The organism is Halomicrococcus pelagicus, from assembly GCF_051917725.1.
GTDB lineage: Archaea > Halobacteriota > Halobacteria > Halobacteriales > Haladaptataceae > Halomicrococcus.
The window spans coordinates 44,679-69,142 of record NZ_JBQBLX010000003.1; the positions used below are offsets into that span (position 1 = coordinate 44,679).

At 68.8% G+C, this 24,464-nt stretch carries 22 protein-coding genes; 13 read left to right on the forward strand and 9 right to left on the reverse strand.

Annotated elements, in window-relative coordinates:
* Positions 1-18 precede the first annotated feature (18 nt).
* Entirely contained in the window at positions 19-267 is a 249-nt protein-coding gene (locus ACTF4R_RS09500) for a DUF8015 family protein (protein WP_440007618.1), read from the reverse strand.
* A 268-nt stretch (positions 268-535) separates the two neighbouring features.
* Complete coding sequence (locus ACTF4R_RS09505; RefSeq protein WP_440007619.1) at positions 536-1,531, reverse strand: TIGR04024 family LLM class F420-dependent oxidoreductase; 996 nt, start codon at positions 1,529-1,531, stop codon at positions 536-538.
* 169 nt (positions 1,532-1,700) lie between these two features.
* Here ACTF4R_RS09505 and ACTF4R_RS09510 point away from each other — a divergent pair, with 169 nt between their 5' ends.
* Both ACTF4R_RS09510 and ACTF4R_RS09515 read left to right on the forward strand, forming a co-directional pair.
* Complete coding sequence (locus tag ACTF4R_RS09510; RefSeq protein ID WP_440007620.1) at positions 1,701-2,273, forward strand: plastocyanin/azurin family copper-binding protein; 573 nt, start codon at positions 1,701-1,703, stop codon at positions 2,271-2,273.
* A gap of 160 nt (positions 2,274-2,433) precedes the next feature.
* Entirely contained in the window at positions 2,434-2,748 is a 315-nt protein-coding gene (locus ACTF4R_RS09515) for a HalOD1 output domain-containing protein (protein ID WP_433624826.1), read from the forward strand.
* Between the two features lie 148 nt (positions 2,749-2,896).
* Here the strand turns inward: ACTF4R_RS09515 and ACTF4R_RS09520 are convergent, their stop codons facing one another.
* The gene (locus ACTF4R_RS09520; protein WP_440007621.1) at positions 2,897-4,312 is read right to left on the reverse strand and encodes a geranylgeranyl reductase family protein; all 1,416 of its coding nucleotides are present in this window, start codon (positions 4,310-4,312) and stop codon (positions 2,897-2,899) included.
* A gap of 122 nt (positions 4,313-4,434) precedes the next feature.
* On the opposite strand from ACTF4R_RS09520, the gene ACTF4R_RS09525 reads away from it, so the two are divergent.
* The gene (locus ACTF4R_RS09525; protein ID WP_440007622.1) at positions 4,435-4,764 is read left to right on the forward strand and encodes a 2Fe-2S iron-sulfur cluster-binding protein; all 330 of its coding nucleotides are present in this window, start codon (positions 4,435-4,437) and stop codon (positions 4,762-4,764) included.
* Here the strand turns inward: ACTF4R_RS09525 and ACTF4R_RS09530 are convergent, their stop codons facing one another.
* The gene (locus ACTF4R_RS09530; protein ID WP_440007623.1) at positions 4,765-5,583 is read right to left on the reverse strand and encodes an AAC(3) family N-acetyltransferase; all 819 of its coding nucleotides are present in this window, start codon (positions 5,581-5,583) and stop codon (positions 4,765-4,767) included.
* Between the two features lie 137 nt (positions 5,584-5,720).
* Here ACTF4R_RS09530 and ACTF4R_RS09535 point away from each other — a divergent pair, with 137 nt between their 5' ends.
* From ACTF4R_RS09535 to ACTF4R_RS09555, 5 genes are all read left to right on the forward strand, one after another.
* Complete coding sequence (locus tag ACTF4R_RS09535) at positions 5,721-6,488, forward strand: YihY/virulence factor BrkB family protein (protein WP_440007624.1); 768 nt, start codon at positions 5,721-5,723, stop codon at positions 6,486-6,488.
* 62 nt (positions 6,489-6,550) lie between these two features.
* On the forward strand, positions 6,551-7,732 hold the full coding sequence (locus ACTF4R_RS09540; protein ID WP_440007625.1) for a M24 family metallopeptidase: 1,182 nt from the start codon (positions 6,551-6,553) through the stop codon (positions 7,730-7,732).
* A 95-nt stretch (positions 7,733-7,827) separates the two neighbouring features.
* Entirely contained in the window at positions 7,828-13,113 is a 5,286-nt protein-coding gene (locus tag ACTF4R_RS09545) for a hypothetical protein (protein WP_440007626.1), read from the forward strand.
* Positions 13,114-13,237: 124 nt separating this feature from the next.
* On the forward strand, positions 13,238-13,675 hold the full coding sequence (locus ACTF4R_RS09550; protein WP_440007627.1) for a hypothetical protein: 438 nt from the start codon (positions 13,238-13,240) through the stop codon (positions 13,673-13,675).
* A gap of 66 nt (positions 13,676-13,741) precedes the next feature.
* Positions 13,742-14,047, forward strand: coding sequence for a hypothetical protein (locus tag ACTF4R_RS09555; RefSeq protein WP_433624843.1), 306 nt, complete (start codon positions 13,742-13,744; stop codon positions 14,045-14,047).
* 31 nt (positions 14,048-14,078) lie between these two features.
* Here the strand turns inward: ACTF4R_RS09555 and ACTF4R_RS09560 are convergent, their stop codons facing one another.
* A complete protein-coding gene (locus ACTF4R_RS09560) occupies positions 14,079-16,031 on the reverse strand; it encodes a bacterio-opsin activator domain-containing protein (RefSeq protein ID WP_440007628.1) in 1,953 nt (650 codons plus the stop codon).
* A 117-nt stretch (positions 16,032-16,148) separates the two neighbouring features.
* The gene (locus tag ACTF4R_RS09565; RefSeq protein ID WP_440007629.1) at positions 16,149-17,483 is read right to left on the reverse strand and encodes a sodium:calcium antiporter; all 1,335 of its coding nucleotides are present in this window, start codon (positions 17,481-17,483) and stop codon (positions 16,149-16,151) included.
* 155 nt (positions 17,484-17,638) lie between these two features.
* Between ACTF4R_RS09565 and ACTF4R_RS09570 the strand changes: the two genes are divergently transcribed.
* The 3 genes from ACTF4R_RS09570 to ACTF4R_RS09580 are packed head-to-tail and all read left to right on the forward strand — an operon-like array spanning position 17,639 to position 20,623.
* Positions 17,639-18,436, forward strand: a complete 798-nt coding sequence (locus ACTF4R_RS09570; protein WP_440007630.1) for a shikimate dehydrogenase — start codon at positions 17,639-17,641, stop codon at positions 18,434-18,436.
* Between the two features lie 11 nt (positions 18,437-18,447).
* The gene (locus tag ACTF4R_RS09575) at positions 18,448-19,098 is read left to right on the forward strand and encodes a helix-hairpin-helix domain-containing protein (RefSeq protein ID WP_440007631.1); all 651 of its coding nucleotides are present in this window, start codon (positions 18,448-18,450) and stop codon (positions 19,096-19,098) included.
* The gene (locus tag ACTF4R_RS09580) at positions 19,082-20,623 is read left to right on the forward strand and encodes an anthranilate synthase component I family protein (protein WP_440007632.1); all 1,542 of its coding nucleotides are present in this window, start codon (positions 19,082-19,084) and stop codon (positions 20,621-20,623) included. Before ACTF4R_RS09575 ends, ACTF4R_RS09580 begins: the two co-directional genes overlap by 17 nt.
* A gap of 27 nt (positions 20,624-20,650) precedes the next feature.
* Here the strand turns inward: ACTF4R_RS09580 and ACTF4R_RS09585 are convergent, their stop codons facing one another.
* Both ACTF4R_RS09585 and ACTF4R_RS09590 read right to left on the reverse strand, forming a co-directional pair.
* The gene (locus ACTF4R_RS09585; protein WP_440007633.1) at positions 20,651-21,502 is read right to left on the reverse strand and encodes an aminotransferase class IV; all 852 of its coding nucleotides are present in this window, start codon (positions 21,500-21,502) and stop codon (positions 20,651-20,653) included.
* Positions 21,487-22,083 carry an anthranilate synthase component II gene (locus ACTF4R_RS09590; protein WP_440007634.1) on the reverse strand — a complete coding sequence of 199 codons (597 nt, stop codon included), beginning with the start codon at positions 22,081-22,083 and terminating at the stop codon, positions 21,487-21,489. Before ACTF4R_RS09590 ends, ACTF4R_RS09585 begins: the two co-directional genes overlap by 16 nt.
* A 179-nt stretch (positions 22,084-22,262) precedes the next feature.
* Between ACTF4R_RS09590 and ACTF4R_RS09595 the strand changes: the two genes are divergently transcribed.
* Complete coding sequence (locus tag ACTF4R_RS09595; protein WP_440007635.1) at positions 22,263-22,673, forward strand: Rieske (2Fe-2S) protein; 411 nt, start codon at positions 22,263-22,265, stop codon at positions 22,671-22,673.
* 25 nt (positions 22,674-22,698) lie between these two features.
* Here ACTF4R_RS09595 and ACTF4R_RS09600 read toward each other — a convergent pair whose 3' ends face one another.
* Positions 22,699-22,989, reverse strand: a complete 291-nt coding sequence (locus ACTF4R_RS09600) for a transcriptional regulator (RefSeq protein WP_113277192.1) — start codon at positions 22,987-22,989, stop codon at positions 22,699-22,701.
* A gap of 96 nt (positions 22,990-23,085) precedes the next feature.
* Between ACTF4R_RS09600 and ACTF4R_RS09605 the strand changes: the two genes are divergently transcribed.
* Complete coding sequence (locus tag ACTF4R_RS09605; RefSeq protein ID WP_440007636.1) at positions 23,086-24,408, forward strand: D-aminoacyl-tRNA deacylase; 1,323 nt, start codon at positions 23,086-23,088, stop codon at positions 24,406-24,408.
* The last annotated feature ends 56 nt before the right edge of the window (positions 24,409-24,464 follow it).

Below are 24,464 nucleotides of genomic sequence, written 5' to 3' on the forward strand. Positions count from 1 at the left end.
AACAGTTGAGGGCGGAGTTCAGTCGGCCGAGTTGGCGTGGCCAGCGCTGCGGGCCGAACCGTGGGAGGGAGTCGAGGACGAGGAGGAGGAGGACGCGGTGTCTACGGGGCCGTTGACGAAGAGCGCGTGCCCGACGAGCAGTACCGACACGCCTGCTCCGAGGGGAACCGCCGTACTGAGGGCGACTCCGACGACGTTGAGGGCGGCGGTCACGCTGACCAGTGCGAGCGGAATCAGACCCAGGATGAAATCGTAGTATCGCGTCATAATCTATTATAGAATATGCAGGGTAGGTATATAACTCTTTCCCGTAGGTGAACTACCAGTTCTATATAGGTACTCGGTATTCAGCGAGTTGGTTCTCCATAAGTTATGAGTTGGTCATGCGGATTTCAGCTCGATACGGAGGCCGAGAACAGGAGATACAGCCGTTACAGGCGGCGGCTGGTATTCCTTTCAGTAATTCGACGTGGCCGGCGAAGCCGGCGGCTCGCGGAGTCGACGGCGTCGGGCAGCGAGAGAAGAGGGTCGCGAGTCAGGGCGCGAGCGCGTCCATGGTCTCGCGGACCTGGTCGAGGTCCGCACCGCGGGGGAAGCTCACGGCGACCCTGTCGAGGCCGTCGACGTCGCGGAACTTCTGGAGTTCCTCGCGGGCGCGTTCGGGCGTCCCGGCGGCTCCGAGGTCGTCGAGCAGTTCGTCGGAGACGAGTTCGGTCGCACGCTCCTTGTCGCCGCTCCCCCAGGCGGCCGCGATGTCGTGGGCGCGCTCCTCGTACCCCTGGCGGGCGAGCGAGTCGCGGTAGTAGGTTCCCATTCCGCCGACGTAGAAGGCTGCGTGCTGGCGGGCCAGGTCCCGGGCGCGCTCCCCGTCCGGAAGCGCACAGCAGGTCAGCGAGAGGGTCGTCCGGACGTCCTCGGGGTCGCGGTCGCCGAGGTCCGCACCGCGGCGCAGGTCGTCGAGTCGCTCGCGCAGGCCGTCCGGCGTGAACATCGTCGCGTGCCAGCCGTCGGCGAATCGACCCGAGAGTTCCACGGCCTTGGGACCCATCCCGGCGGCGTCGACGCCAGGCGGGTCCTCGGGCGGGTCACAGCGCAGACGGAACCCGCCGAGCGTGAACACGTCGCCGTCGTAGTTCACCTGCTCGCCGGCCAGGACGGCCTTGATTATCTCGATGCTCTCGCGGGTGCGCCGGAGCGGCCGGTCGAAGTCGCTGCCGTGCCAGCCCTCGACGACGGCGGGACCGCTCGGACCGAGACCGACCCGGAAGCGGCCGTCCGACACCTCCTGGAGCGTCGCGGCGGTCTGGCCGACGAGCGCGGGCGACCGCGAGTAGACGTTCCAGATGCTCGGACCGAGTCCGACCTCGTCGGTGCCCTGGGCCATGGCGGTCAGTGCGGTCACGGCGTCGCGGCCCCACGTCTCGGGGAGCCACACGTGACCGTAGTCGAGTTCTTCGGCGCGCTGAGCGAGGTCGACGAGGGTGTCGACGCTCGGCTGTGCGGAGACCGGAAGGTGAATATCGACGCTCATCCGCACGCAACTCGTGTACGTGTCACCGTATCACTATCGGTGTCCAGACGTCGACAGACCGCTCCTCGCGCGACGACCGTCGCTCGCTGCCGCGTCGAGTCGACGCCGCGACAGTACGCCGAACGGGGTCGGCGAAAAGGGCTTCCCGAAGGACGTCGATGAGCGTTCCATGGGGGAGACCACGACGCGGCGCGGATTTCTCCGCGCACTGTCCGGGGGAACTGCAGCGACGGCGGCCGCCGCTACCGCGGACGAGACGGCGGCGCAGGGCCAACAGACGATCGACATGACGGACCAGCTCGTGTTCGACCCGGATTCGGTCACTGTCCAGCCGGGGACGACGGTCGTCTGGGAGAACGTCGGGTCCGTTCCGCACTCCGTGACGGCCTACGAGGACCAGATTCCCGGCGAGGCGGAGTACTTCGCCAGCGGCGGGTTCGACAGCGAGGACGCCGCCAGACAGGCGTATCCCGAGGGGTCCATCGACGGGGGCGAACGGTACGAGTACACGTTCGAGACCGAGGGGGACTACGAGTACTTCTGTATTCCCCACGAGTCGGCGGGGATGGTCGCGTCGATAACGGTCGGCTCGGGCGGTGGAGAGAGCGGCGGCGGTGGCGGAATGCCGGCCATCCCGGAGAGTGCGAGGACGCTGGGCGTCGCCACCGTCTCGGCGATGGCTTCCGTCCTCGTGCTGGTGTACTTCTTCCTCAAGTACGGCGGCGACTACGGACTCGACTGAGCCGTGCCGAACGAGGGTCGCAAGCGACGAACGAACCGACGCCGACACACTTGAAGGCCGGCCAACATTTTCAAGATTATACGGCAATTTTTATAGCCCTCTGGGGCTACTGTCGGAGTAGGTAGACGCGGTCTCGAACCGCGATTGGAGGAACATCTACATGAACGGGAACATCAACGACGACGAAGGTGGAGCTATCGCGAACGTGGGACAGACCAACCAACACACGAAATACGCCGAAGAGGAGCCGCTAAGCACGGCGGTCGTCATGGCGCTCGCCGACGCCGCCGGCGTCGAGCCGTCCGAGATCGGGACGCCGCTGTACGACACTATCGACCCGGACGCGCTCGACAATCTATTCAGCGACAAGCTAGACGGCTCGCCGCGGGTCGGCGGCCAGGTCGTGTTCACGATTCGTGACTACGAGGTGACCGTCTACAGCTACGGCGAGATCGTCGTCCGCGACCTGAACTGATCGGTGGGACTGGGGGCGACCGAACCGTCGGCGGAACGTTTTCGAAGAGGCGTCTACAGGCTATTCTCGTCACAGCGACGACCAGCGAAGCGTACCGTCCGCGAACGGGAGAACGCCGTCGACGGCCGAGGCGACGGCGGGTGGTCGGTCAGTACTTCGGGTCGGCGCCGGTCGTCTCGTACACCCGGTCGAGCAGCGAGTCACGGGTCTCCTGCCAGGCCGGGAGGCCGCGAGGGTCGGCCGGGTAGCGCTCGTAGTGTTCGATGATGTCGTCCGCGAGGTTCTTCGTCCGATAGAGGTCGTAGACGAGGTCGAAGTGGCCCAGCGACCGGACCGCGGTCCGGAGCTTCAGCTTCCAGCCGATGTTGGCGCTACCGGAGTACAGCGCCTCCGAGAGCTTCTGGGTCGGGAGCGCGCCGAGCAGTCCCATCAGGTCGTCGACGTCCACGGCGGTCGTGAAGATGTTGTACACGTCCAGTCCCGCGTAGCGAGCGCCGAAGTGGTCCATGACCCGCTCGTTGTACTCCCAGAGCGCGGCCTCGCCGACGTCGCCGGTCTCTATCGCCTCGACCGCCTGCTCGGCCGCGTACTTGCCGGCGTACGCCGCGCCCGCGATGCCGCCGCCCGTCGTCGGGTTGACGTGGCCGGCGGCGTCGCCGACCGCCATGAAACCGGGGGCGACCGCCGAGTCGTAGGGCCGACGGGTGGGGAGCGCCGCGCCGAGTTTGTCCTCGACGGTCGCGCCCTGGAACTCGGGACGGTCCCGGAGGTCGTTCTTGAGGTCCTCGACGAGATGCATCGGCTCCTCGTTCATCTGGAAGCCGAGCCCGGCGTTTATCTCCGTGTCCGTGCGCGGGAAGTACCAGAGGTAGCCCGCCGCGCGGTCGGTCGGCTTGAACACGAGCGCGTCGTCCCACTCCACCGGTTCGTCGACGTGGACGACCTCGCGGTACGCCGAGCAGAACTGCGAGTAGCTGACGTTCTGGTCGAAGGTGGCGTCGTCCAGGTCGGCCTTGTCCTGCAGGATGGAGAGCGCGCCGGCGGCGTCGATGACGACGTCCGCATCGTACTCGACGACGTCGCCGTGTCGCTTGCCGCGGACGCCCGTCACCCGCCCCGTCTCGTCCTGTTCGACGTCCTGGACGACGGTGTCGTAGTGGAACTGCGCGCCCGCTTTCTCCGCGCCCTCGATGACGAGACGGCCGTACTCCCAGCGGTCGATGACGGCGAGTTCGCCCGGGACTGGAATCTCGAGGACGGTGTCCTCCTGGGGTATCTCGAAGCGACCGTGGTCGACGTCCGTGTTCGTGAACGCCGACTGTATCTGGGACTTCGGGATGGCCTCCGGGAAGGCGTCCGCGCCTTTCAGCGCGTCGCCGCAGGCGATGTGGCCGGCCTCTTGCTCGGACTTGCGCTCGACGACGACGACGTCGTACCCCTCTCGGGCGGCGGTCGCGGCCGCGTAACAGCCCGAGGTCCCCGCGCCGACGACGACGATGTCACCGGTCCACGCCCGGTGGCTCGTCGAATCCCCCTCGACGGTGTCGTACTCCTGTGTGGTCATGCCTTCCGCTACGGAACGGAACCGAGAAAACTCTTTATCACCGGATGTGTCCTCGCTCGGACGACGTAGAACGGCCAGCGCCGTGATAAAGAGTTTAGTCCGGGTCCTTCGTACCGCGGACCATGACCGAGTACACCGTCGAGTTCGTCGGACGGGCGGAGAGCATCGAGGTCTCCGACAAGGAGACCATCCTGAGCCGCTGCATCGAGGAGGGCATCGCCCAGGAGTACTCCTGTCGGGTCGGGATGTGTCTCGCCTGCTCGGCCAAGATAGTGGAGGGCGACGTGACCCAGCCCGCGGCGCGCGGCCTGACCGAGGAGGAAGCGGAGGAGTACGCGCTCACCTGCATGGCCCGGCCGAAGAGCGACCTGAAACTCGACCGCGGCCAGTACCCGCCGAGCATCGAAGCCGACGCCGAGGCGACCCCCGGCGATGCGGCGGCCGACGACTGATCACCCTCGGTTCTCCGCGAACCACTCCGCCGCGTAGTCGACGAGCGCCCGCTGGGGGACGAGTTTCGCGTCCGCCAGACCGACGGTTCCCCGCGCGAGTTCGCCGGAGCGGTCGCGTTCGAAGTCCCGACCCACCGCCTCGAAGTCGCCGGCGTCGTAGTCGAGTTGCTCGAACGTGACCGTCTTCGACTCTCCGTCGTCGTCCAGCACCGGCGCTTCCTGCGTCGACGACCCCCGCCCGGGGTCGCCGCGATGCTCCGCGAGGTGGAACGACGTGTTGGTGTCGTACCCCGTTCCGAGCATGAGGACCGTCCCGTCGCGGTCGTACAGGCGGGCCAGCGGCGACGCCTCGCCGAGTCCGTGGTCGTACTCGTGGTCGTCGACGACGAACGCCGCGTCCGCACCCCACGCGGCGAACGAGTAGATGGGGTGGCGGCTCCGCAGGACCTCGGGGTACGTCCGGAAGCACTCAGGTATCGCCCCCATCGAGCGCGTCGGCGTGACGGCCGGCCGGAACGGCGGACGCTCGGTCGTGATCTCGTCTACCCAGTCGTCCGGGACCGGCGGGTTCCGCCAGTCCGTCGGGTCCGAGTACTGCGTCGAGTGAGTCGGCATCACGAGGGTCCCGTCGGGCGTGAGGACCTCCATCAGCGCGTCGACGACGGCCGGCGGACCGACGGCGACCCACCCGATCGACGACAGCGACGAGTGGACGAGAACGGTGTCGCCCGACCGGACGCCGAGGTCGCGGAGGTCGTCGGCGATTCGCTCGACCGTCAGCGGTTCATCCATGCGCTCGATGGCGTCTGCTTCGGTCACGGCGGACGCTCCATGGGGAACGTCTCCACGCGCGTCGCGTATAAGCGTCGCGACAGACCGCCGCCCCGTCCGGCCAAACTACACTTCATTCCGGACGCGAACGTTGAAACATGGGATTCGTTTCGACGGTGCGGTCCGTGATAGATCTCGCACGCGAGCGCAACATCACGTTTCTCGCCGCGAGCTTCGCTTACTACGCGTTCGTCTCTCTGTTCCCGCTGTTGTTGCTGGCGGTAGCTATCGGAACGTACGTCGGCGGCGACGCGTTCGCCGACGCCATCGTCCAGCAGACGAAGCAGTACCTCTCCTCCGAGGGTGCGACCCTCGTACGGCGGACGATACAGAACACCGGGGGCAACGTCGGGGCGTCCGTCGTGGGACTCGTCGTCCTGCTGTGGAGCGGCCTGAAACTGTTCCGGGGGCTCGTCCTCGCGTTCGAGGAGGTGTACGAGGCCTCCCCGGACCCGGGCATCGTCGAGCAGATAAAGAAGGGTCTCGTGGCGCTCGGCGGCGTAGCGCTCGGTCTCGGGCTGATGGTCGCCGTCGGCGCGGTGCTCGGGGCCTCGCTGCTGCAGGGCATCCCCTACCTCCCCGTCGTCGGCGGCGTCGTACTCCTGCTGGGACTCGCCGCCGTCTTCTTCCCGCTGTACTACGTGCTCCCGCCCGTCGACGTGTCGTTCCGCGAGGTGCTGCCGGGGACGGCCGTCGCCGCCGTCGGCTGGCTGGCGCTCCAGGGCGGCTTCCAGCTCTACGCGGGCGGGTCCGGGAAGTTCGGCCTGACCGGTATCCTCGGCTCCGTCCTCGTGTTCCTGACGTGGCTCTACTTCGCCGGCGTCGTCCTGCTGCTCGGCGCCATCGTGAACGTCGTCGTCGAGGGACGGAGCGGCTACCTCGCCGGGCGCTGAGACGCAGGGCCCGCCTTGCCCCCAGGTGAACCCTTTTGCCCCCGTCGCCGCAAAGGGTCGGTATGCCGACACGCGTACCGGATTCGGAGTTCGAGGACCGACTCGCGGCCGTCCGCGGGAAGGTAGACGAGGCGGGAGCCGACGCGGGCGTCTGGTTCGGCGCCACGAGCATCGAGTATCTCACCGGCTTCGACCACATCCAGACCGAGCGACCGGTCGTCCTCGCCGTGACCGACGAGCGGTGCGAGGTGACGGTGCCGCGACTGGAGGTCGAACGCGTCCAGACCAACCCGCGCATCGACGCCGTCCACCACTACTTCGACTACCCCGGCGGTCACCCCATCGAGACGGCCGCCGAGATGCTCGCCGGCCTCGACGCCGAGACCGTCGCCGCGGACGCCGACGGCGCACCGGGCGTGATGGGCTACGAGGGCCCGGCGCTCTCGGAGTTCGTCGAGGTCGAGCCCCAGTCCTGGGTCGACCGCATGCGGTGGGCGAAGTCCGACGCGGAGGTCGAACTCATCCGCGAGTCGGCGAAGTGGGCCAACCTCGCACACCGCTACCTCGCGGACTACACCGAACCCGGCGAACACCCCGTGACCGCCAGCCAGCGCGCGTCGATGGACGCCTCGCGGGCGATGCTCGACGCGCTCGGGGACGAGTACGTCGCGCGCACCCGGGGCGACGGTCCGGTCGGGGCGGGCTACATCACGGGCGAGCAGACCGCACTCCCGCACGGCCACACGGCCAACCGCCGCATCGAGGAGGGCGACGTGCTCGTCACCGGCGCGACGGCGAACGTCGACGGCTACCGCTCGGAGCTGGAGCGGACCATGTTCGTCGGCGAACCGACCGACGAACAGCGCCACTACTTCGAGCTGATGCTCGAGGCCCAGACCATCGCCATCGACGCGCTCGGGCCGGGCGTTTCCCTCTCGTACGTCGACGAGCAGGTCTGGGAGTACTTCGAGGAGCAGGGCGTCACCGACCTCGCCCAGCACCACGTCGGCCACAACATCGGACTCGGCGGGCACGAACCGCCGTACATCGACCGCGGCTGGGACGAGCACGCCGAGCCGGGCGACGCCGAGATGGAGCCCGGTCACGTCTACACCATCGAGCCCGGTATCTACACCGACACCTACGGCTACCGCCACTCCGACACCGTCGCAGTCACGGAGGACGGCGCGGAGATGCTCACCTACTTCCCGCGTGACCTGGAGTCCAACGTCGTCCGGCTGTAATCTCGCCGATTCTCGGCGTCGAGCCGGTCCGCTGCGATTATCACAACTGATTGTCAACGTAGTTTTCATATCAATGCGATACAGTTTTCTATTTAATGGTTTCAGAGAAAAGACAGGTATTGGCAGTGCTGTTGGCAATCACGGTCGTGCTCTCGACGACGAGTGCGGCTGCGGTCGCGCCGGAACCGGTGGTCCGACGCGACGCACCGGCCGACGCGTACGGCGATGGCGTCTACGGTGGACAACCGAACGGACAGGACGAAGCGGGCGGGAAGAACGCTACCCGCAACGGAAAGAACGGGAACGAACGCGACGAAGCGCAGGGGAAGAAGGGAACTCGGGGCAACGACGAAACGGGACCGAAGGACCACCGGGGCAACGACGGTAACGGGGGTCCGCCGGAGTGGGTTCACGGTAGCGACGGAATAGAGAACCCGGCGAAACGGGGAGCCGACCGCGAGTGCGGGAACTGCGCCAAGCAGAAGCGTGGCTGCGGTGGGGGTCCGCCAGCCCACGCGAACGCCGGCGAGCGGTCCTCGAAACCACGCGACTGCAAGGGGAAGCCGGTGTTCGACGGGAGCGTCTACGTCGACACCAACCTGAGTGCGGCCGAACTCCGCGCCGCCGCCTGGCGGGCGCTCGCCGACGCGAACCCCTCGGCGGGGCCGGGGAAGAAGACGATCAGCGACGAGCGGCGGCGCGAACTCCGCGAGTTACTCGACGATTCCTTCAAGAACTTCGTCGACGTGAACCGGGTCAACGCCAGCCGCGTGTTCGAGGTCGACCACGAGGTCGCTGCCGCGACCGGTAAGCACGCCCCGAACGTCACGGCCCACCTCGTCGTCGCCGACCAGAAACTGGCCGAGACCGCGACCGCGGACGCCGAGTCGGTGTTCGACCGGCTGGTCGAGAACAACGTCTCGTTCAACGAGACCGCCGCGCGCGACCACATCCGGAAGGCGAACGCGGCCATCGAGCAGGCCGAGCACGTCCGGGACGCCTCTCCGAACCCCGTGGCGGCGACGACTCACTACCGTCGAGCGTGGTCGCACGCCCAGCGCGCGCTCGACATCGCGGACGCCGGCACCGACCCGCGGGTCGTGCTGGCCAGTCGACGGGACCCGAAACACGACGGTCCGATCAACTACACCGTCCAGGGGCGGCTGTTCGACGTGCGCGCCTACCAACTGGAGTCGGTCACCGTCACCGTCGACGGCGACGAGCGGCAAGTGCCGGTCGTGCTGAAGAACTCGACGCCCGGGACCAGCGCGGCGTTCACCGCCGAGACGACGCTCCGCGACGACGTCAACAACGTCACCGTCACCGTCACGGACACCGGGGAGCCGCTGTCGAACCTCTCTGACTCGTTCGAACAGAGTTCGACGACGGCGACGCTGAAGCTCGACGCCGACGGACTCTCCGACCACTACGAGGAGAACGTCACATCGACGGACCCGCTCGACCCCGACTCGGACGCGAGCGCGACCGCCCGCGACGAGGGCGACGACGGCGTTCTCGACGACCGCGCCGACCTCGAGCCCGACCGCCTGAGCAACCGTCAGGAGATACGACTCGGCACCGACCCGCTGTCCAACGACACCGACGGCGACGGGTTGCGGGACGCCTTCGAGGTGAGACTCGTCGGCACCGACCCGCTGTCCAACGACACCGACGGCGACGGAGTGGGTGACGCTTTCGAGGACCCGGACGGCGACGGGTTGACGAACCTCCGGGAGCAGCGAGCCGGCTCGCCGCCGACGCGGGTCGACGCCGACGGCGACGGTCTGGCCGACCCGGCGGAGCTCGACAACGGCACGTCGACCCTGTCGTCGGACACGGACGACGACGGGCTCTCCGACGCGGTGGAACCCCACGCGCCGTTCGAGACGGACCCGCTCGACCCCGACTCGGACGGCGACGGCGTCCTCGACGGCGAGGAGACGTACACCACGACGGCGACGAACGAATCGGTGGGCGCGCGCGTGTCGGTCACCGGTCAGGGTAACGTCGCGGGCGCGGTGACGGTCGAGAACGAGTCGCGAGCGGGCTTCGACAACCCGTTCGTCGACGGGGCGCGAGCGTCGGAGGTCGTCACGGTTCGCTCGGAGCGGGCGCTGTCCCGGGCGACGGTGACGCTCTCGTACGACGAGTCGCGGGTCGAAAACGAGTCCGCGCTGGCCGCGTTCGTCTACGACGACGCGACGCGGCGGTTCGTCAAGCTCCCCTCGACCGTGAACGCCGAGGAGAACACCGTGCGCGCGGAGGTGACCCAGCGCGGCGAGTACGTCGTCATGTCCGTCCCGAAGTGGGCCGGAAACTTCCGCGAGGAGGTGCCCGAAACGACCGTCGACAAGGAGACGTTCGACCCGCCGGGGACGGAGTGTGACGGTATCTGTCGCTCCGACGGCGAGTCGGTGACGGTCGGCGTGACGAGCGGGGCCAGCACGTTCGGCGTCCGGTCGCTCGAACCCGTCAACGGCGGGGGCGAGACCGACAGGGACGCGAACGACGGCGTCACCATCGACGGTACGACGTACCGGAACGGCCCGGTCAAGTTCAGCCCGTCGAAGTCGGGCCGTCTCGGGGCGCAGTCGACGGACGCGGACGACGAGTGGGCGACGCTGACGTTCGCGTCCCCGCACCTGAGCGACGCCGGGGACATCGACTTCCAGGGCGTCGTCTCCCTGTACGCGAAGGAGAACTCCTCCGCGCGCGTCGTCGTGGTCGACGACGGCAACGTGGACGTCATCTCCAGCGTCGGCGAGAACCAGGACGTCGACCGCCGGAAGGTCCACGAGGACCTCACGGAGTACGCCGGCGAGAGCATCGAACTCCAGCTCCAGGTCAAGGGCAGCGGTGGCGCACAGATACACGGCTGGGAGATAATCGAGGACACCGACGGTGACGGCACGCCCGACGAGGCCGACCTCTGTACGGCGACGCCGGGCCATCAGGACAACGGCTGTCCGCCGTCGTCACTGCCGGTGGTCTCCATGCAGTTCGACCACGACGTCGACACGCTCGACGTCAAGGCGGACGTCTCCTCGGTCGTCGAAACCTCGGGTTCGAAGGTCGTCTTTGAGCGCATCGGCCCGCCGAAAGACGGGCGCAACTTCCGGGACCCGGTCCACCGCTCGACGCTGTACGAACACGCCTCGACGGGACGAGACAGCGCCATCGTCACGGACACGGTCCGGGACATCGAGGCCGGTGAGACGGTGACGCTCCGGCTCCGGGCCGAGGGGACCGCGAAGATACGGCTCAGCTCGTTCGAAATCCGGAAGGACCGCGACGGCGACGGCCTCACCGACCGCGTCGAACGTCACTGCCTGGAGACGAACCGGTACGGCTGCGTGAACACCGACGTCAGCGTCGCCGACACCGACGGCGACGGCCGAAGCGACAGCGAGGAGGTCGGCGAGCAGAAGGTCGACCGGATCGGCAAGAACTTCACGGTGTACTACGAGCCCAACAGTCACCCGAACGACCCGGACACCGACGACGACGGCCTGGAGGACGGCACCGAGGCCGACGGCTGGGACGTCGACGTCGTCAACAGGTCGGGCGAGCCGTACCGGTACGCAGCCAACGGCGACGGGAACGGCGAGATGACCGTCTCCTCGGACCCGCAGCAGGTGGACACCGACTACGACGGCGTGGACGACTACGCCGAGAAGACGAACCTGAAGACGGACCCGCGCGAGGACGTCACGTACGCTATCACCGAGACCCACGAGCAGGAAATCACCCAGGAGCTCTACGACGAGTACGCGTCGACGACCAGAGGCCAGCGTTACCTGGCGGACGACATCAGGCGGCTCGGCCTGCTCGAGGGCCGCAGCGTCTCGGACCTCGACGAACTGCAACTGAACGACTCGACGGACGACTTCGACTTCGTCCGTGCGGACGACGGTAGCTTCGTGTTCCGCGCCATCGACGACGAACGGCGGACCGACACGTGGCTGTCGAACGGTGAGGAGGTCGACCGCGACCTCGGAGCCTGGGACCCCGACACGGACGACGACGGCCTGACCGACGGTCAGGAGGCCAGGTGGCTGACGCACGCGAGCCGGGACTCGGTGTGGTCGCTCTCGTACGACGAGCGCAACGACGAGGACTGCGGTTGGAACGGCTGCGACTACGAGTTCCCGACGGAGCCGGATTCCGCCGACTCCGACGGCGACGGCTACTGGGACGGCTGGATCGGCGTCCACGGCGTCGGTAACTCCAGCAACGTCGTCCTCTACATGGACAACCGCCTGTCCGGCACCGGTATCGAGGGCGACGAAATCGTCCAGGAGCAGACCGGCGTCCACGAGGTCGACGACCGGGACCCCGGTGCGTACATCCAGTCGCCACCCACCAGCAACGACCCCACCCCCGACCAGGACCAGAAGTACCACTCGAACGTCCACGTCGGCGAACTCCACTGGAACCAGAACGGCCTGTCGGGCGACCCCGACGACCGGTCCGTCGCGCCGGATCCGACGCTCCCGGTCGAGGCCGACTACGTCAACAACACCAACTGGCCCGGTAACGGCGACCCGTCCGCCATCCGGAACGCGAACGGCGTCGACCTGAAGACGGCCATCTCGTACAACTACAAGCTGTACGGCATCGACGTCGAGTTCCAGTCGTACGACGAGGAGATACAGCGCGACGACCTCCGGGACGTCTGCCGGGGCGCTCACCAGAAGACGACGGACACGTACTGGGTGCGGTGTGCCGCCGCGACGATGCCGGACACCGAGAAGCTCTACGTCACCCCCGACTCGTTCAACCGGAACGAGCTGATCAAGATAGAGAGCGAGTATCACGACGACGACAGCCGTCTCCACATGCTCTGGGGGACGGAACTCGGCAACGACCAGCCGAAGACGCTCGTCGACGACAACACGGACTACGTCCGGAAGAACTTCCGGGCGACCGGCATGGCGTGGCACACCGGGTCACCGCGCGCACACAACGTCGACATCGTCGAGTACACCGACTTCGGGGTCATGATCGGCCGGGACACGTTCTCGCCGAACCAGTTCCAGGACCTCCAGTCCGTCGGCATGCACGAACTCGGCCACTCGCTGAGCGTCGGTTGGCGCGACGACACGAACCCGCCGTTCACCTTCGGGGACGTCGCCGCGCCGAAGGCGTACGAGGTTTACAGTGGGAACCGTGACGACCCCGACGTCGCCGGAGGGCTGGACCCGACGCCGGAGACCGTCGTGCTCGGCGGGCACGACCGCGAGTGGAGCGTGATGAAATCTGGGACGGCGGACGACTCCACTCGATACACCGCCACGTCGGCGAAGTTCCCGGTGTTGCTGTTCAGCATTGAAGAGCTGTCGACCGTGGACTTCAAGCACGTCCCCTCGAAAACCGAGTGAGATGAATCGGCGTCGCCTCCTGCGCGCTTCGACGGCCGCTCTCGCAGGCGGCGTGGCCACTCTGGCCGGGTGCGCGGACCCCTCGGGCTCCGGCGAACCGACCGAGGGAGGCCGCACCAGGGTGATGAGCCTCTCCCCGACCGTGCGGAAGACGGCCGACGGCTGGAGGCTAGAGGTGATAGTCGAGAACGAGCACAACTGGGACACCTCCTTCCACGACGTGCGGGTGCTCGCGTTCGCCGCGGACGGGACCGAACTCTGTGAGGCCGACGTCGGCGACCTCGTCGCGCCCGGCGGCGACAGCCGTACGGTCGAGACGTCCTGCTCGGCGTTCCCGGCCATCGTCACGGCGACCGCCCGCGAGACGCCGTGCGAGGACGCGCTGATACCGGTCGACCGGTGGGTCGGGACCGACGCCCAGCGCACGAGAACCGTCACGCCCGGAAACGTGGTCTGGGAGGACACGTACCGGAAGTGCGGCGAGGGAGTACCGCCGAAGCGGGTACTCGACGAGACCGACGGCGGAGGACGTGCGACGTCGACCGACGACGACGGTGGATGAACCGTCGGCCGGGGGAGAGACGCTCTCGGCCAGCACCGTCAACTGACCCCCGGTCGTACTCCCACCATGCTCCGGAACCGCCACGGGAGCGCGGTCGACCCCGTTCCGTTCTTCGTCGTCGCGGGACTCGGACTGCTCGTCAGCTTCGCCGTCTTCCCGCCGACGCTCGCCGGACTCGGCGTCGCGATTCCGCAGGCGTTCGCGCTCTCTACGTGGGGGTTCGCCGCGGTCGCCGCCGGAACCTACTACTATCTCGTCTGGACCGCCCTCCCCGGCGCGCACGGGGCGACCGATCAGCTCGTCGGCGTCGGCTACGGCATCGTGGCGGTGGTGGCGCTGCTCGCGGCGCTGTCGCTCGCGGCGACACACTGACGCGGGAGCGTCGTCGCCGTCGAACCCAGAGTCAGTCGAAGACGGCTCCCAGCAGTTCGTCCTGGGCCTTCCGGAGGTGGTAGTGTAGCGTCGCGGAGGCGATGTCGAGCGACTCGGCTATCTCCTCGGCCGTGCTGCCCCGGGGCCAGTCGTAGTACCCCGCGAAGTAGGCCGTCCGGAGCACCATCTCCTGTCGGTCGGTGAGGGGGTCGGTCAGCGACTGCCGGAACTCCTGGGCCGTCTGGATGGGGCGGTCGACGGTGCGTTTGCCGACGAGTTCCGACTCGGCGTACGCCGACTGGAACGTGTCGACGATGGCGCGCACGTCGGCCTCCTGCGGTACCTCCGCGACGAGGCGAACCTCGCCGCTCGTCGCCGTGGCCGACTGGACCACCGCGCCGGCTTCCACCAGTCGCTTCACCGTCGAGGCCGACATCACGGCTTCGAGCACGCAGTCTCCGTCGTCCTCGTCGGAGATGAGCCGACACTCCTCGACCGGGTCGGCGTCCGTCAACGCTTCGGTCGCCCGCCGCGACGACGCGTCCGCCACGCGGACGTAGTGCAGCAGGTGCCCTTCCGGGGCGGGCACCAGCCCCTGGAGGTGGCAGGTGCAGTTCAGTCGCTCGGCGATATCGAGGAGCACCCCGCCGGAGTCGGTGACCCGGAGTTCCAGTTCGACCGCCGTGTCCGACAGCAGGAGTTTGCGGTTCTTCGCGGCGTTGATGGCGAACCCGATGGTCTCGCCGAGTATCTCGAACGCCGACTGTGCGCGCTCGCTGAACACGCCGGCCCGAGTCGAGACGAGCGACAGCGAGCCGTAGACGGTGTTGCCGTACGACAGCGGGATAGAGATGCCCGACTCGATGTCGCGGCCGAGCGCCTCCTCCCGAATCGCACCAGTCAGCAGCGTGGACTCGGCGACGTTCTGGACGACCTGTATCTCGCCCGTCTCCATCGACCGGGTCGCCGGGTCACCTCCGATTGCGTCGCCGAGGTCGACCAGCGTGTCGAGATACCCGTCGATGTCGCCGGCCCGCGCTCGCGGGGAGAGCCCCTGGCGGCTCATCTCGTTTTCGTCCGTCCACGCGAGTTCGTAGAGTCCCGAGGCGACCAGCCGGTCGCACACCATCTGCTCTATCTCCTCGCGGGTCGCCGCCTGGACGAGTCCGTGGACGACATCCTGGATGACCTTGTTTATCTGGTTCAGCGTCTCGAGTTCGTCGTGCTGGCGTTCGAGACGGCGTTCGCGCTCCCGGCGGTCGGTCACGTCGCGAGCGACCCAGACGACCATCTCCTTGCCCTCGACGGCCCGCCCGAGCGGGGTCGTCCGCGCCTCGAACCAGTGCTCGCCGTCGTCGAGTTCGACGGGGTACTCCATCGTCTCGACGCCGCCGGAGGCGAGCGTCGCGTGGATGTGGTCGAGAAAACGGTCGGCCATCCCGTCGGGAAACTGGTCGTGGAGGTTCGTACCGGCGAGTTCCGCCGGGTCGTCGACCGTGAGCGCGGCGGTGTTCGGTCCGACGAGCAGTTCGCGGTAGTAGCCGTCCTCGTCGAGCAGGAAGGCGACGTCCGGAAAGGCGGTCGTGAGCGCCTGGATGCGGTCGTCCTCGGGGGACTGGCTCTCGACCGCCGCCACGATTCGGTCGCGGAGCGCGTCCAGGTCGTCGACGGTCGACGCCGGAAGGTAGTCGGTCACGTTCGCGGCGACGGCCTCGCTGGCGACGCGCTCGCTGCCCGCGGCCGTCAGCAGGACGAACGGGAGGTCCGGATGCGTCTCGCGCACCGATTCCAGCAGCGAGACCCCGTCGTCGTCCGGCAACTCGTAGTTGGCGACGACGCAGTCGACTGGCTCGTCCTCGATGCGGTCTCTGGCCTCGGCGGCGGTGTCGACGCCGCGGACCGTCACGTCCTCGCAGGCGTCCGCGAAGTCGGACGCGTACGCCGTCTGGTCCTCGACGAGGAGGACGACGGCCGTCTCAGGCATGGTCGTGGAGAGCGCGGACGGTCGTGCTACGCTCTAGCATCTCAATTGAGGCGACGAATCCCAGTCCCAAAACGGTTTGCGTTACCACGGACCAGCGCGGTCGAATAGGGGGCGCGGTCAGTCTGCGGGCTGGCTCGCGCTGCCCCCGATGGCGTCGCGTGCGGTGTCGACCGTCCGACCGAGGAGGTTCCGGAGTTCCTCGCGCCGGCTGACGAACAGCCAGAGGGCGAGCGCCATGTAGACCACCGTGTACGCGTAGAGGATGAGGAGGCTCAGTTCGGCCGCCTGCGGTTCCGCGAGGGTCTGTATCACGACGAACTCGGCGCCGACCTGCGTGACGAACAGGACGAGCAGGGCCACCGCTTCGCGGACGCTGATGCTGAAGTTCGTCAGGATGGCGATGGCGAAGAAGCTCTGGGCGGCGGTGATCCATATCTCCGCGGCCTGCTTCTCGTCGAAGGGGAGGGTCCCGACCTGCCCCAGGGCGATGCTGTAGACGACCGCGAGCGTCCCGATGAGCAGCGTCCACTGGTTGAGCTTCGAGGAGATGAGTGCGTTGAACCCGGCCGTCGAACGCGCCTTGTTCACGAGGTAGGCGACGACGATGAGTTCCGGGCTCTCGCTGGCCAGCGGCGCTATCCACTGGATCATGAAGAACGCCGGAATGCCGAAGTTCTTGCCGAGCGTCTCCAGCCCGTGCGCGAACGGGTGGACGGCGGTGTAGATCATCGTACCGGAGTAGACGAACAGCAGGAGGACGACGGAGATGCGGGGACCGCGGGACCACGACTGGAAGTAGGCGGGGACGCCGACGTGCTCCTCCGTCTCCCCGGCCTCGCCCCGGATGATGATGGCGATGTAGGTGGCGTACAGTCCGACGAGGATGAGCGTGTCCGCGACACCGATGCCGTCGCCGAGCGGAACGAAGAAGGCGTAGGTGGTGGCGGCGAGCAGGAACGCGATCTCGGTCGCGATGTCCCGGTCGAGCTTGACCTTGCCCTTCAGAAATCCGGAGGCCTTCTCGACCGCCGGGTCGACGTCGCTGCGCGAGCGATAGACGGTGAACAGGGCGATGCCGGACCAGCCGAGACCGATGAGGATGCGGTTCGCGCCGGTCATGTTCGCGACCGCGAGGTTCGCGGCTTCGGCACCGCGAGCGGTGCCGGCGTTCGCCCCGGCGGTCCACGCGTACAGGGCGTCGACCGCGTACTCGGGGGCGACCGCGAGCACGGCGAGCACCGCCAGCGCGAACGCCCGGGGGACGTCCTCCTCGGCGGTCTCGGCCCCCCACGCGAGCATGAACGACGCGCCCAGGACGGCGACTCCGGAGATAGCCACCGTCGCGAGCGGGCTCATCGAGTGCGCAGAACCGGTGAGGTAGGTGCCGACCCACGGTAGCGTGAGTAACGTCGCTACCGCGACCGCAACCAATGGATGGCGGAGTTGTGACATTGAGATTCTACCGGCAGTAGCCGTCCCCCCTAAGTAGTTCTTGCGTTACCTGTTAGGTGTAACGAAACGCGGTACGTCGGTCCGGTAGACCGCGTGCAGTCGCCCATCGAACGACTTCCACAGCCGTTATCGAACCCCGGACGCTACGCATTCGTATGGACGTGTACGGACTGATGGGTAACCCTGTCGGCCACTCGCTGTCACCGCCGATGCACGAGGCGGCCTACGACGAACTCGACGTCGACGCTCGCTACGTCACCTTCGAACCGGACGACGCGGGCGCGGCAATCGAAGCCGCACGGACGCTCGGCGTCCGGGGACTGAACGTCACGATTCCGTTCAAGGAGGACGCACTGGCTCACGTCGAACCGGACGACCTCGCCGCCAGAATCGGCGCGGTCAACACTATCGACTTCCGGGACGACGCCACCCCGACCGGCCACAACACCGACGCCGAGGGCGTCCGGCGGTCGTTCGAACGCCACGACGTCGCGCTCGACGGTCGGACGGCGGTCGTCGTCGGGGCCGGCGGGGCCGCACGCGCCGCCGCGTTCGCGCTGTCCGACGCGGGCGCGACGGTCCGAATCGCCAACCGCACCGTCTCGCGCGCCCAGTCGCTCGCGGACGACGTGCCGGGCGCGACCGCGGACGGCCTCGACGCGCTGGCCGACCTGCTGGCCGACGCCGACGCGCTCGTCAACGCGACCAGCGTCGGGATGGAGGAGGACCGCTCGCCCGTCCCGAAGGGCGCGCTCCACGGCGATCTCGCGGTGTTGGACGCCGTCTACCGCCCCGTCGAGACGCGCCTGCTGCGCGAGGCGGCCGAGTGCGGGGCGACGACCATCGACGGTGCGTGGATGCTCCTCTATCAGGGAGTCGCCGCGTTCGAACTGTGGACGGGACGGTCGGCCCCCGTCGAGCGCATGAACGCCGTCCTGCGAAGACGGCTTTAAGTGGAGGGGCTATGTACTGTTTCATAATGGGGCTTATCACCAGGCTGAAATCGTTGCTCGGACTGGAGGAGGAGGACCGGTCGCAGATGAGTTCGCACGAGTCCGGCGTCACGATAGAGCGAGAGCCGGGCGAGGCGAGCGAACAACCCGACGCGGCGACCGAGCGGGCGGTCAAGACGACCGAGGAGCCGGAGAGCGCCGGCGAACCGGAACGCGAGGGGATGGAGACCGACGAGACGGAATCCGACGACGAGTCGGCCGTCACCGGCGTCTCGACCGAGGACGTCGCCGTCGAGGGAGAAGCGACCGAACACATCGAGGAAGCCGAATCCGAGGCAGAGAAACCGGAGTCCGCGGCAGAACCCGCGGAGGCGACCGGTCCGACGACGGACGCGGCACAGCCAGAACAGACGGAAGCGACCGAACCGGAGCCGACCCCGACCGAAGAACAGGAGGAACGGGAGGCCGAGGAACCGGACGTCGAGGAGCGACCGCTGGAGGACGTGAAGGGCATCGGTCCCGCCTACGCCGAGCGCCTGCGCAGAACGGGCGTCGAGAACACGGTCGACCTCGCCGCCGCCGACCCCGAGGAGATCGCCGATGAGACCGACCTCTCGCCCAAGCGCATCGAAGGCTGGATAGAGCGTGCGAAGTCGCTCTGACCCCTCGGTTCACACGTCGCGGACGGCGTTCGGGGAGACGGCCGGGACCGCGCCGCCGGACGCGCGCGTCCCCGTCGAGGTCCGGGTCGACGTAGACGACCCGTTCCGCGCCTACCGGCGTGCGCGAGACGGTCGCGGCGGCGTCTATCTCGCCACGACCGGCGGCCAACCGGGATGGGGGTACTTCGGCGTCGAACCGGTCCAGCGGTTGCAGGCCCGTCCGGGCGCGGAGTCGCTCGCGTCCGCCCCGGACGCCGAGGACGACGCGGAACGGGCCACGCCGGGGCCGAGCCTCGCGGCGCTCGCCGGCCTGCTCGACGAACAGACGCTCGCGCGGGGCGACTGCGACGTTCCCTACCCCTGCGGACTCGTCGGCTGGCTCTCCTACGACCTCGCGCGAGAACTCGAGTCGCTGCCCGACGCCGCCGACGACGACCGCGGCCTCCCGCGACTGCAGTTCGGCCTCTACGACTGCGTCGCCGCGTGGGAGGCGGACGACCACGAGACGGAGGGCAACACCACCCTCCGGGTGACCGCCTGCCCGCGACTCGACGAGTTCGCCGACCCCGACGCCGCGTACGAGCGCGGTCGCGAACGGGCGCTGGCGCTCGCCCGCGCGGCGGTCGACGGCGACCGCGACGTCGGCGCCCCGCCGACGGACGAACGCGGCGCGTTCGAGAGCGGCTGCGGGAAGGCGGCGTTCGCCGACCGCGTCCGGGCGGTCCGGGAGTACGTCCGCGACGGCGAGACGTTCCAGGCGAACGTCTCCCAGCGCCTCGAAGCGCCAGCGAGCGTCCACCCGGTCGCGGCGTTCGACGCGCTGCGCACGGTCAACCCCGCACCGTACTCCGCACTGCTCGAGTTCCCGGGCGTCGACCTCGTCGGCGCCAGCCCCGAACTCCTGCTCGACGTCGACGGCGACCGACTGGTCACCGAACCCATCGCGGGCACGCGCCCGCGCGGTGAGACCACCGAGGCGGACGCCGAACTGGAGCGGGACCTGCGCGGCGACGAGAAAGAGCGCGCCGAGCACGCGATGCTCGTCGACCTCGAACGCAACGACCTCGGGAAAGTCGCGGAGTACGGGAGCGTCACCGTCTCGGACTACCGGCGCGTCGACCGCTACTCCGAGGTGATGCACCTCGTCTCGGAGGTGCGGGCCCGGCGCAGGCCGGACGTGTCCGTCCCCGAGGCCATCGCCGCCGTCTTTCCCGGCGGCACCGTCACGGGCGCTCCGAAACCCCGGACGATGGGCATCATCGACGAACTCGAAGCCACCCGGCGCGGCCCCTACACCGGTAGCGTCGGCGTGCTCGGCTTCGACGACCGCGCGACCCTGAACATCGTCATCCGGACGCTGGTGCGCCACGGCGACGAGTACCACCTCCGGGTCGGGGCCGGCGTCGTCCACGACTCGGTACCCGAACGCGAGCACGAGGAGACCCTGGACAAGGCCCGCGCGCTCGTCGAGAGCGTCGACGTCGCGCTGGACGCCGAGGGCGACCGCGGGTTCTCCGTCGAGTGATTCTGTTCGCCTCCGAGACACGACGCCTCAGTAGTGACGGCGTTCGACGCGTTCGTCGAACGCTCCCGCGAGGCGGTCGGTCACCGGTCCCGCGCCGAGTTCCGCACCGTCGAGGCGCGCGAGCGGCCGCAGCTCCCAGGTGGAGTTCGTCAGGAACGCCTCGTCGGCGTCGCGGACCGCGTCCGGGGAGTAGCTGCCCGTCTCGGTCGGAATCCCGGCGTCGGCGGCGAGTTCGAGGACGACCCGGCGCGTGATGCCCGGCAGGACGGGGCCGTCGAGGCTCGGCGTCTTCAGCACGCCGTCGCGGACGAAAAAGAGGTTGCTCGTCGCGCCCTCCGCGATCGCGCCCTCGGCGTCGAGCGTCACGGCCTCGTCGGCGTCGGCGTCCAGGCGAGCGAGGATGCCGTTCAGGTAGTTGTGCGTCTTCGCGCTCGCGGGGAGCGCCGCGTCCGGGACGCGCCGGGTCTCGACCACCTCGGCGGTAGCGGGGGCGTCCCACACCGACTCGCCCGCGACCCCGCCTCGAGGGAGGTCGGAGACGTACACGACGACGGTCGGGTCCTCGACGGGGTCCGGCGAGAGCTTCCCGGGCTGGACGCCCCGGGAGATGGAGAGTTTGACGTAGGCGTCCTCCATGTCGTTCGCGGCCAGCGTCTCGTCGACGCGAGCGCGCAGGTCGGCCTCGGGGACGCCGTGGTCGAGCGCGAGCGCGTCGCAGGTCGACCGGAGTCGGTCGGCGTGGGCGTCCCACTCGAAGGGGTCGCCGCCGTACGCGCGCAGCGTCTCGAACGCCGCGTCGCCGTACATGAACCCGCGGTCGCGGACGGAGACGGTCGCCTCCGCCGCCGGGACGAGGTCGCCGTTCACGTGGAAGTACATGGTCCTCCGGCGTCGCCGGCCAGTTCGCAGAAGTTCCGTACGAGTCGCTTGCCCGCGTCGGTGAGGATGCTCTCGGGGTGGAACTGCACGCCGACCTGCGGCTTCTCCGCGTGGCGCACGCCCATGAGGACGCGGCGCTCGTCGGCGGTGCGGGCCGTCTCGACCAGTTCCGCCGGGAGGTCGTCGCGCTCGACCGACAGCGAGTGGTACCGCCCGACCGCGAACTCCTCGGGGAGGCCGGCGAAGACGCCCCGGCCGTCGTGGGAGACCGCCGAGGGCTTGCCGTGGACCACCTCGGGGGCGTGTCGGACGGCCGCGCCGTGGGCCGCACAGAGCGCCTGGTGACCGAGACAGACCCCGAGAGCGGGATACGTCGTCTCGGCGAAGACCGGGACCGAGACGCCGGCGTCCGCGGGCGTTCCGGGACCCGGCGAGACGACGACGCCGTCCGGGTCGAGGTCCCGAATCTCCGGCACCGAGACGGCGTCGTTGCGCCGGACGACCACCTCGTCGGCGAACTCGCCGACGTACTGGACGAGGTTGTAGGCGAACGAGTCGTAGTTGTCGATGACGAGTATCATCCGAAATCAGCGACGTAGTCGCACGTTCGACCGCGAGTTGGAAGCGCGAGCGCTAAAGGTTGCTGGTGGACGAGCGCCGAGGGTTGCCGGTGACGCCCCGAACGCTCCCTGCGGGGTTCGACCGGCGGGTCGCGCGGCTTTGCAAAGGCTCAAACCGCTCCCGTGGCTAGCCCGCGGCGATGGACGAGGACAGTCGAATCGCAGCCGTCGACGAGGTGCCGACCGACACGACCCTGCTTTTCACGGTTCGGGAGGGTTTCGACGAGGAGGAGGCCCTCCTCGTGCGAGACGACGGGGAAGTCCGGGCGTGGAAGAACTACTGCCAGCACTGGACGGACGTCCGCCTCGACAAGGGTGACGGCGCATCGATGCGCAACGGCGAACTCGTCTGCGGGAAACACGGCGCGCTGTTCGAGGCCGACACCGGCCGTTGCACCCACGGCCCCTGCGAGGGTGCGGTGCTCGACGAGGTCGAGGTGACCGTCGAGGACGGCGCGGTGTACCTCGTGGACGACCGGTACGAGTTCGTCCAGCAGGGGTCGAACGTCGAGTACGACCTCTCCTCGAACCGCTCGCTCGGCTTCGAGTGACCACCCCGTCTCCGTCGACGGGACGTCACGCCGGCGCTACCTTGAACTCCGGTTCGTCGACTGCCTCGCTCTTGCACTCGGGGCAGCGCGAGGGGCGGTTCGCCGGGTCGTCGAAGGCGTCGAACCCGCAGTCGCGACACTCCGGCGGCGCGACCAGCAGTTGTTCGTCGCCGTCGACGGAGCGGGCGACGTGGCGGACGTGCCGGAGCGCCGCACCGGCGGTGATGTCGAACTCGGCGGCGAGCGCGCTGGGCGAGGCGGCTTCGTCTCGCAGGAAGGCGGCGATTCGCTCGCGCGTCGTCTCGGCGTCGCGCATACCCAGACGTTGGTGCCCCGCGTTGAAATGTGTACCGCGGTCGACCGGTGCCCCCGATTCGACGCCCTTTTTCGAACCGGCGACCCAGTTCGGACCGTGATAGCCGTCGTCGTCAGCCGCGCCGACCGCGCCTCCGAGCACATCGGCGAGCACCTCCTGGATCTCGCGGACTGGACCGAGCAGGAAGACGATACCCGGCCCGACGCCGAAGGGGGCGGGCGCTACTACCGGACCGAGGGGTTCGAACTCAGGGAGTTCGACGCGCTCCACCTCGACGTCGAGGACGCCGCGGCGGCGTTCACGGACCCCGACCTGCTCGTCTTCGCCTCGCGCCACTCCGGCGACACCGGCCCGCTCCTGACGGCGCACTTCACGGGCAACTTCGGGCACGCCGAGTACGGCGGCACCGAAGGCGACCTCGCACGGACCTGCCCGAACGCCCACGCGCACCTGCTCGCGGCGTTCGACGAGCACGCGCCCGACGCCTACGAGGTCGGCATGGAGTGTACGCACCACGGCCCGAGCAGGGTCGGCGTCCCGTCGATGTTCGTCGAACTCGGCAGCGGCGACGAGCAGTGGGACGACCCGGACGGGGCGCGCGCGGTCGCCCGGGCCGTCCTCGACCTGCGCGGGGTCGCCGCCCACCGCGAGCGCCAGCTCGTCGGCTTCGGCGGCGGCCACTACGTCCCGCGGTTCGAGCGCATCGTCCGCGAGACGGACTGGGCCGTGGGACACGTCGCGGCCGACTGGTGTCTGGAAGCGCTCGGCGACCCCGAGAAGCGACGCGACACGCTCCGGCAGGCGTTCGAGCAGAGCCGGGCCGACTACGCCCTCGTCGAGGGCGACCACCCCGACGTCGAGCGCGTGATCGAGGACCTCGGCTACCGCGTCGTCAGCGAGACGTGGACCCGGGAGACCGCGGGCGTCCCACTCGCGCTCGCCCGAACCCTGGAAGACGCCGTCTCGACGGTCGACGACGGCCTCCGGTTCGGCGACCTCGCGGACGAGGCGTCGGAGTTCGAGGTCGTCTCCCTGCCGACCGAACTGCTCGCCGACGCGTCCGGCGTGGACCTCGAGCGCGCCCGGGACGCGGTCGCGCGCCACGCGCTGGCCTACGAGACCGAGGAGGGCGGCACGCGCGCCGCCGGACGCGCGGCGGTCGGGGACGCCACTGACTACGACCGCATCGTCGACGCCCTCGCCGACCTCGTCGCGGAGCGGTACGACGAGGTCGAGCGCACCGCCGACGCCGTCGTCGCCCGCGAGACGGCGTTCGACCCCGAGAAGGCTCGCAGTCTGGGTATTCCCGAAGGGCCGGCGTTCGGGAAACTGTCGAACGGGCGGCCGGTCGAGGTGGACGGCGAGACGGTCCCGCCCGAGGCGGTGCGCACCGAGCACACCCACCGGTTCCCGGTCTGAACGCTCGCACGTCGACAAGCCGCTTGGACCACGCCGCTCGGTGGTGACCGCTGCTG

Coding starts and splice junctions, on each gene's coding strand:
- ACTF4R_RS09500 (WP_440007618.1), bottom strand. CDS start 267: ATGACGCGATACTACGATTTCATCCTGGGTCTGATTCCGCTCGCACTG.
- ACTF4R_RS09505 (WP_440007619.1), bottom strand. CDS start 1,531: ATGAGCGTCGATATTCACCTTCCGGTCTCCGCACAGCCGAGCGTCGAC.
- ACTF4R_RS09510 (WP_440007620.1), top strand. CDS start 1,701: ATGGGGGAGACCACGACGCGGCGCGGATTTCTCCGCGCACTGTCCGGG.
- ACTF4R_RS09515 (WP_433624826.1), top strand. CDS start 2,434: ATGAACGGGAACATCAACGACGACGAAGGTGGAGCTATCGCGAACGTG.
- ACTF4R_RS09520 (WP_440007621.1), bottom strand. CDS start 4,312: ATGACCACACAGGAGTACGACACCGTCGAGGGGGATTCGACGAGCCAC.
- ACTF4R_RS09525 (WP_440007622.1), top strand. CDS start 4,435: ATGACCGAGTACACCGTCGAGTTCGTCGGACGGGCGGAGAGCATCGAG.
- ACTF4R_RS09540 (WP_440007625.1), top strand. CDS start 6,551: ATGCCGACACGCGTACCGGATTCGGAGTTCGAGGACCGACTCGCGGCC.
- ACTF4R_RS09545 (WP_440007626.1), top strand. CDS start 7,828: ATGGTTTCAGAGAAAAGACAGGTATTGGCAGTGCTGTTGGCAATCACG.
- ACTF4R_RS09550 (WP_440007627.1), top strand. CDS start 13,238: ATGAGCCTCTCCCCGACCGTGCGGAAGACGGCCGACGGCTGGAGGCTA.
- ACTF4R_RS09555 (WP_433624843.1), top strand. CDS start 13,742: ATGCTCCGGAACCGCCACGGGAGCGCGGTCGACCCCGTTCCGTTCTTC.
- ACTF4R_RS09560 (WP_440007628.1), bottom strand. CDS start 16,031: ATGCCTGAGACGGCCGTCGTCCTCCTCGTCGAGGACCAGACGGCGTAC.
- ACTF4R_RS09565 (WP_440007629.1), bottom strand. CDS start 17,483: ATGTCACAACTCCGCCATCCATTGGTTGCGGTCGCGGTAGCGACGTTA.
- ACTF4R_RS09570 (WP_440007630.1), top strand. CDS start 17,639: ATGGACGTGTACGGACTGATGGGTAACCCTGTCGGCCACTCGCTGTCA.
- ACTF4R_RS09575 (WP_440007631.1), top strand. CDS start 18,448: ATGTACTGTTTCATAATGGGGCTTATCACCAGGCTGAAATCGTTGCTC.
- ACTF4R_RS09585 (WP_440007633.1), bottom strand. CDS start 21,502: ATGTACTTCCACGTGAACGGCGACCTCGTCCCGGCGGCGGAGGCGACC.
- ACTF4R_RS09590 (WP_440007634.1), bottom strand. CDS start 22,083: ATGATACTCGTCATCGACAACTACGACTCGTTCGCCTACAACCTCGTC.
- ACTF4R_RS09595 (WP_440007635.1), top strand. CDS start 22,263: ATGGACGAGGACAGTCGAATCGCAGCCGTCGACGAGGTGCCGACCGAC.
- ACTF4R_RS09600 (WP_113277192.1), bottom strand. CDS start 22,989: ATGCGCGACGCCGAGACGACGCGCGAGCGAATCGCCGCCTTCCTGCGA.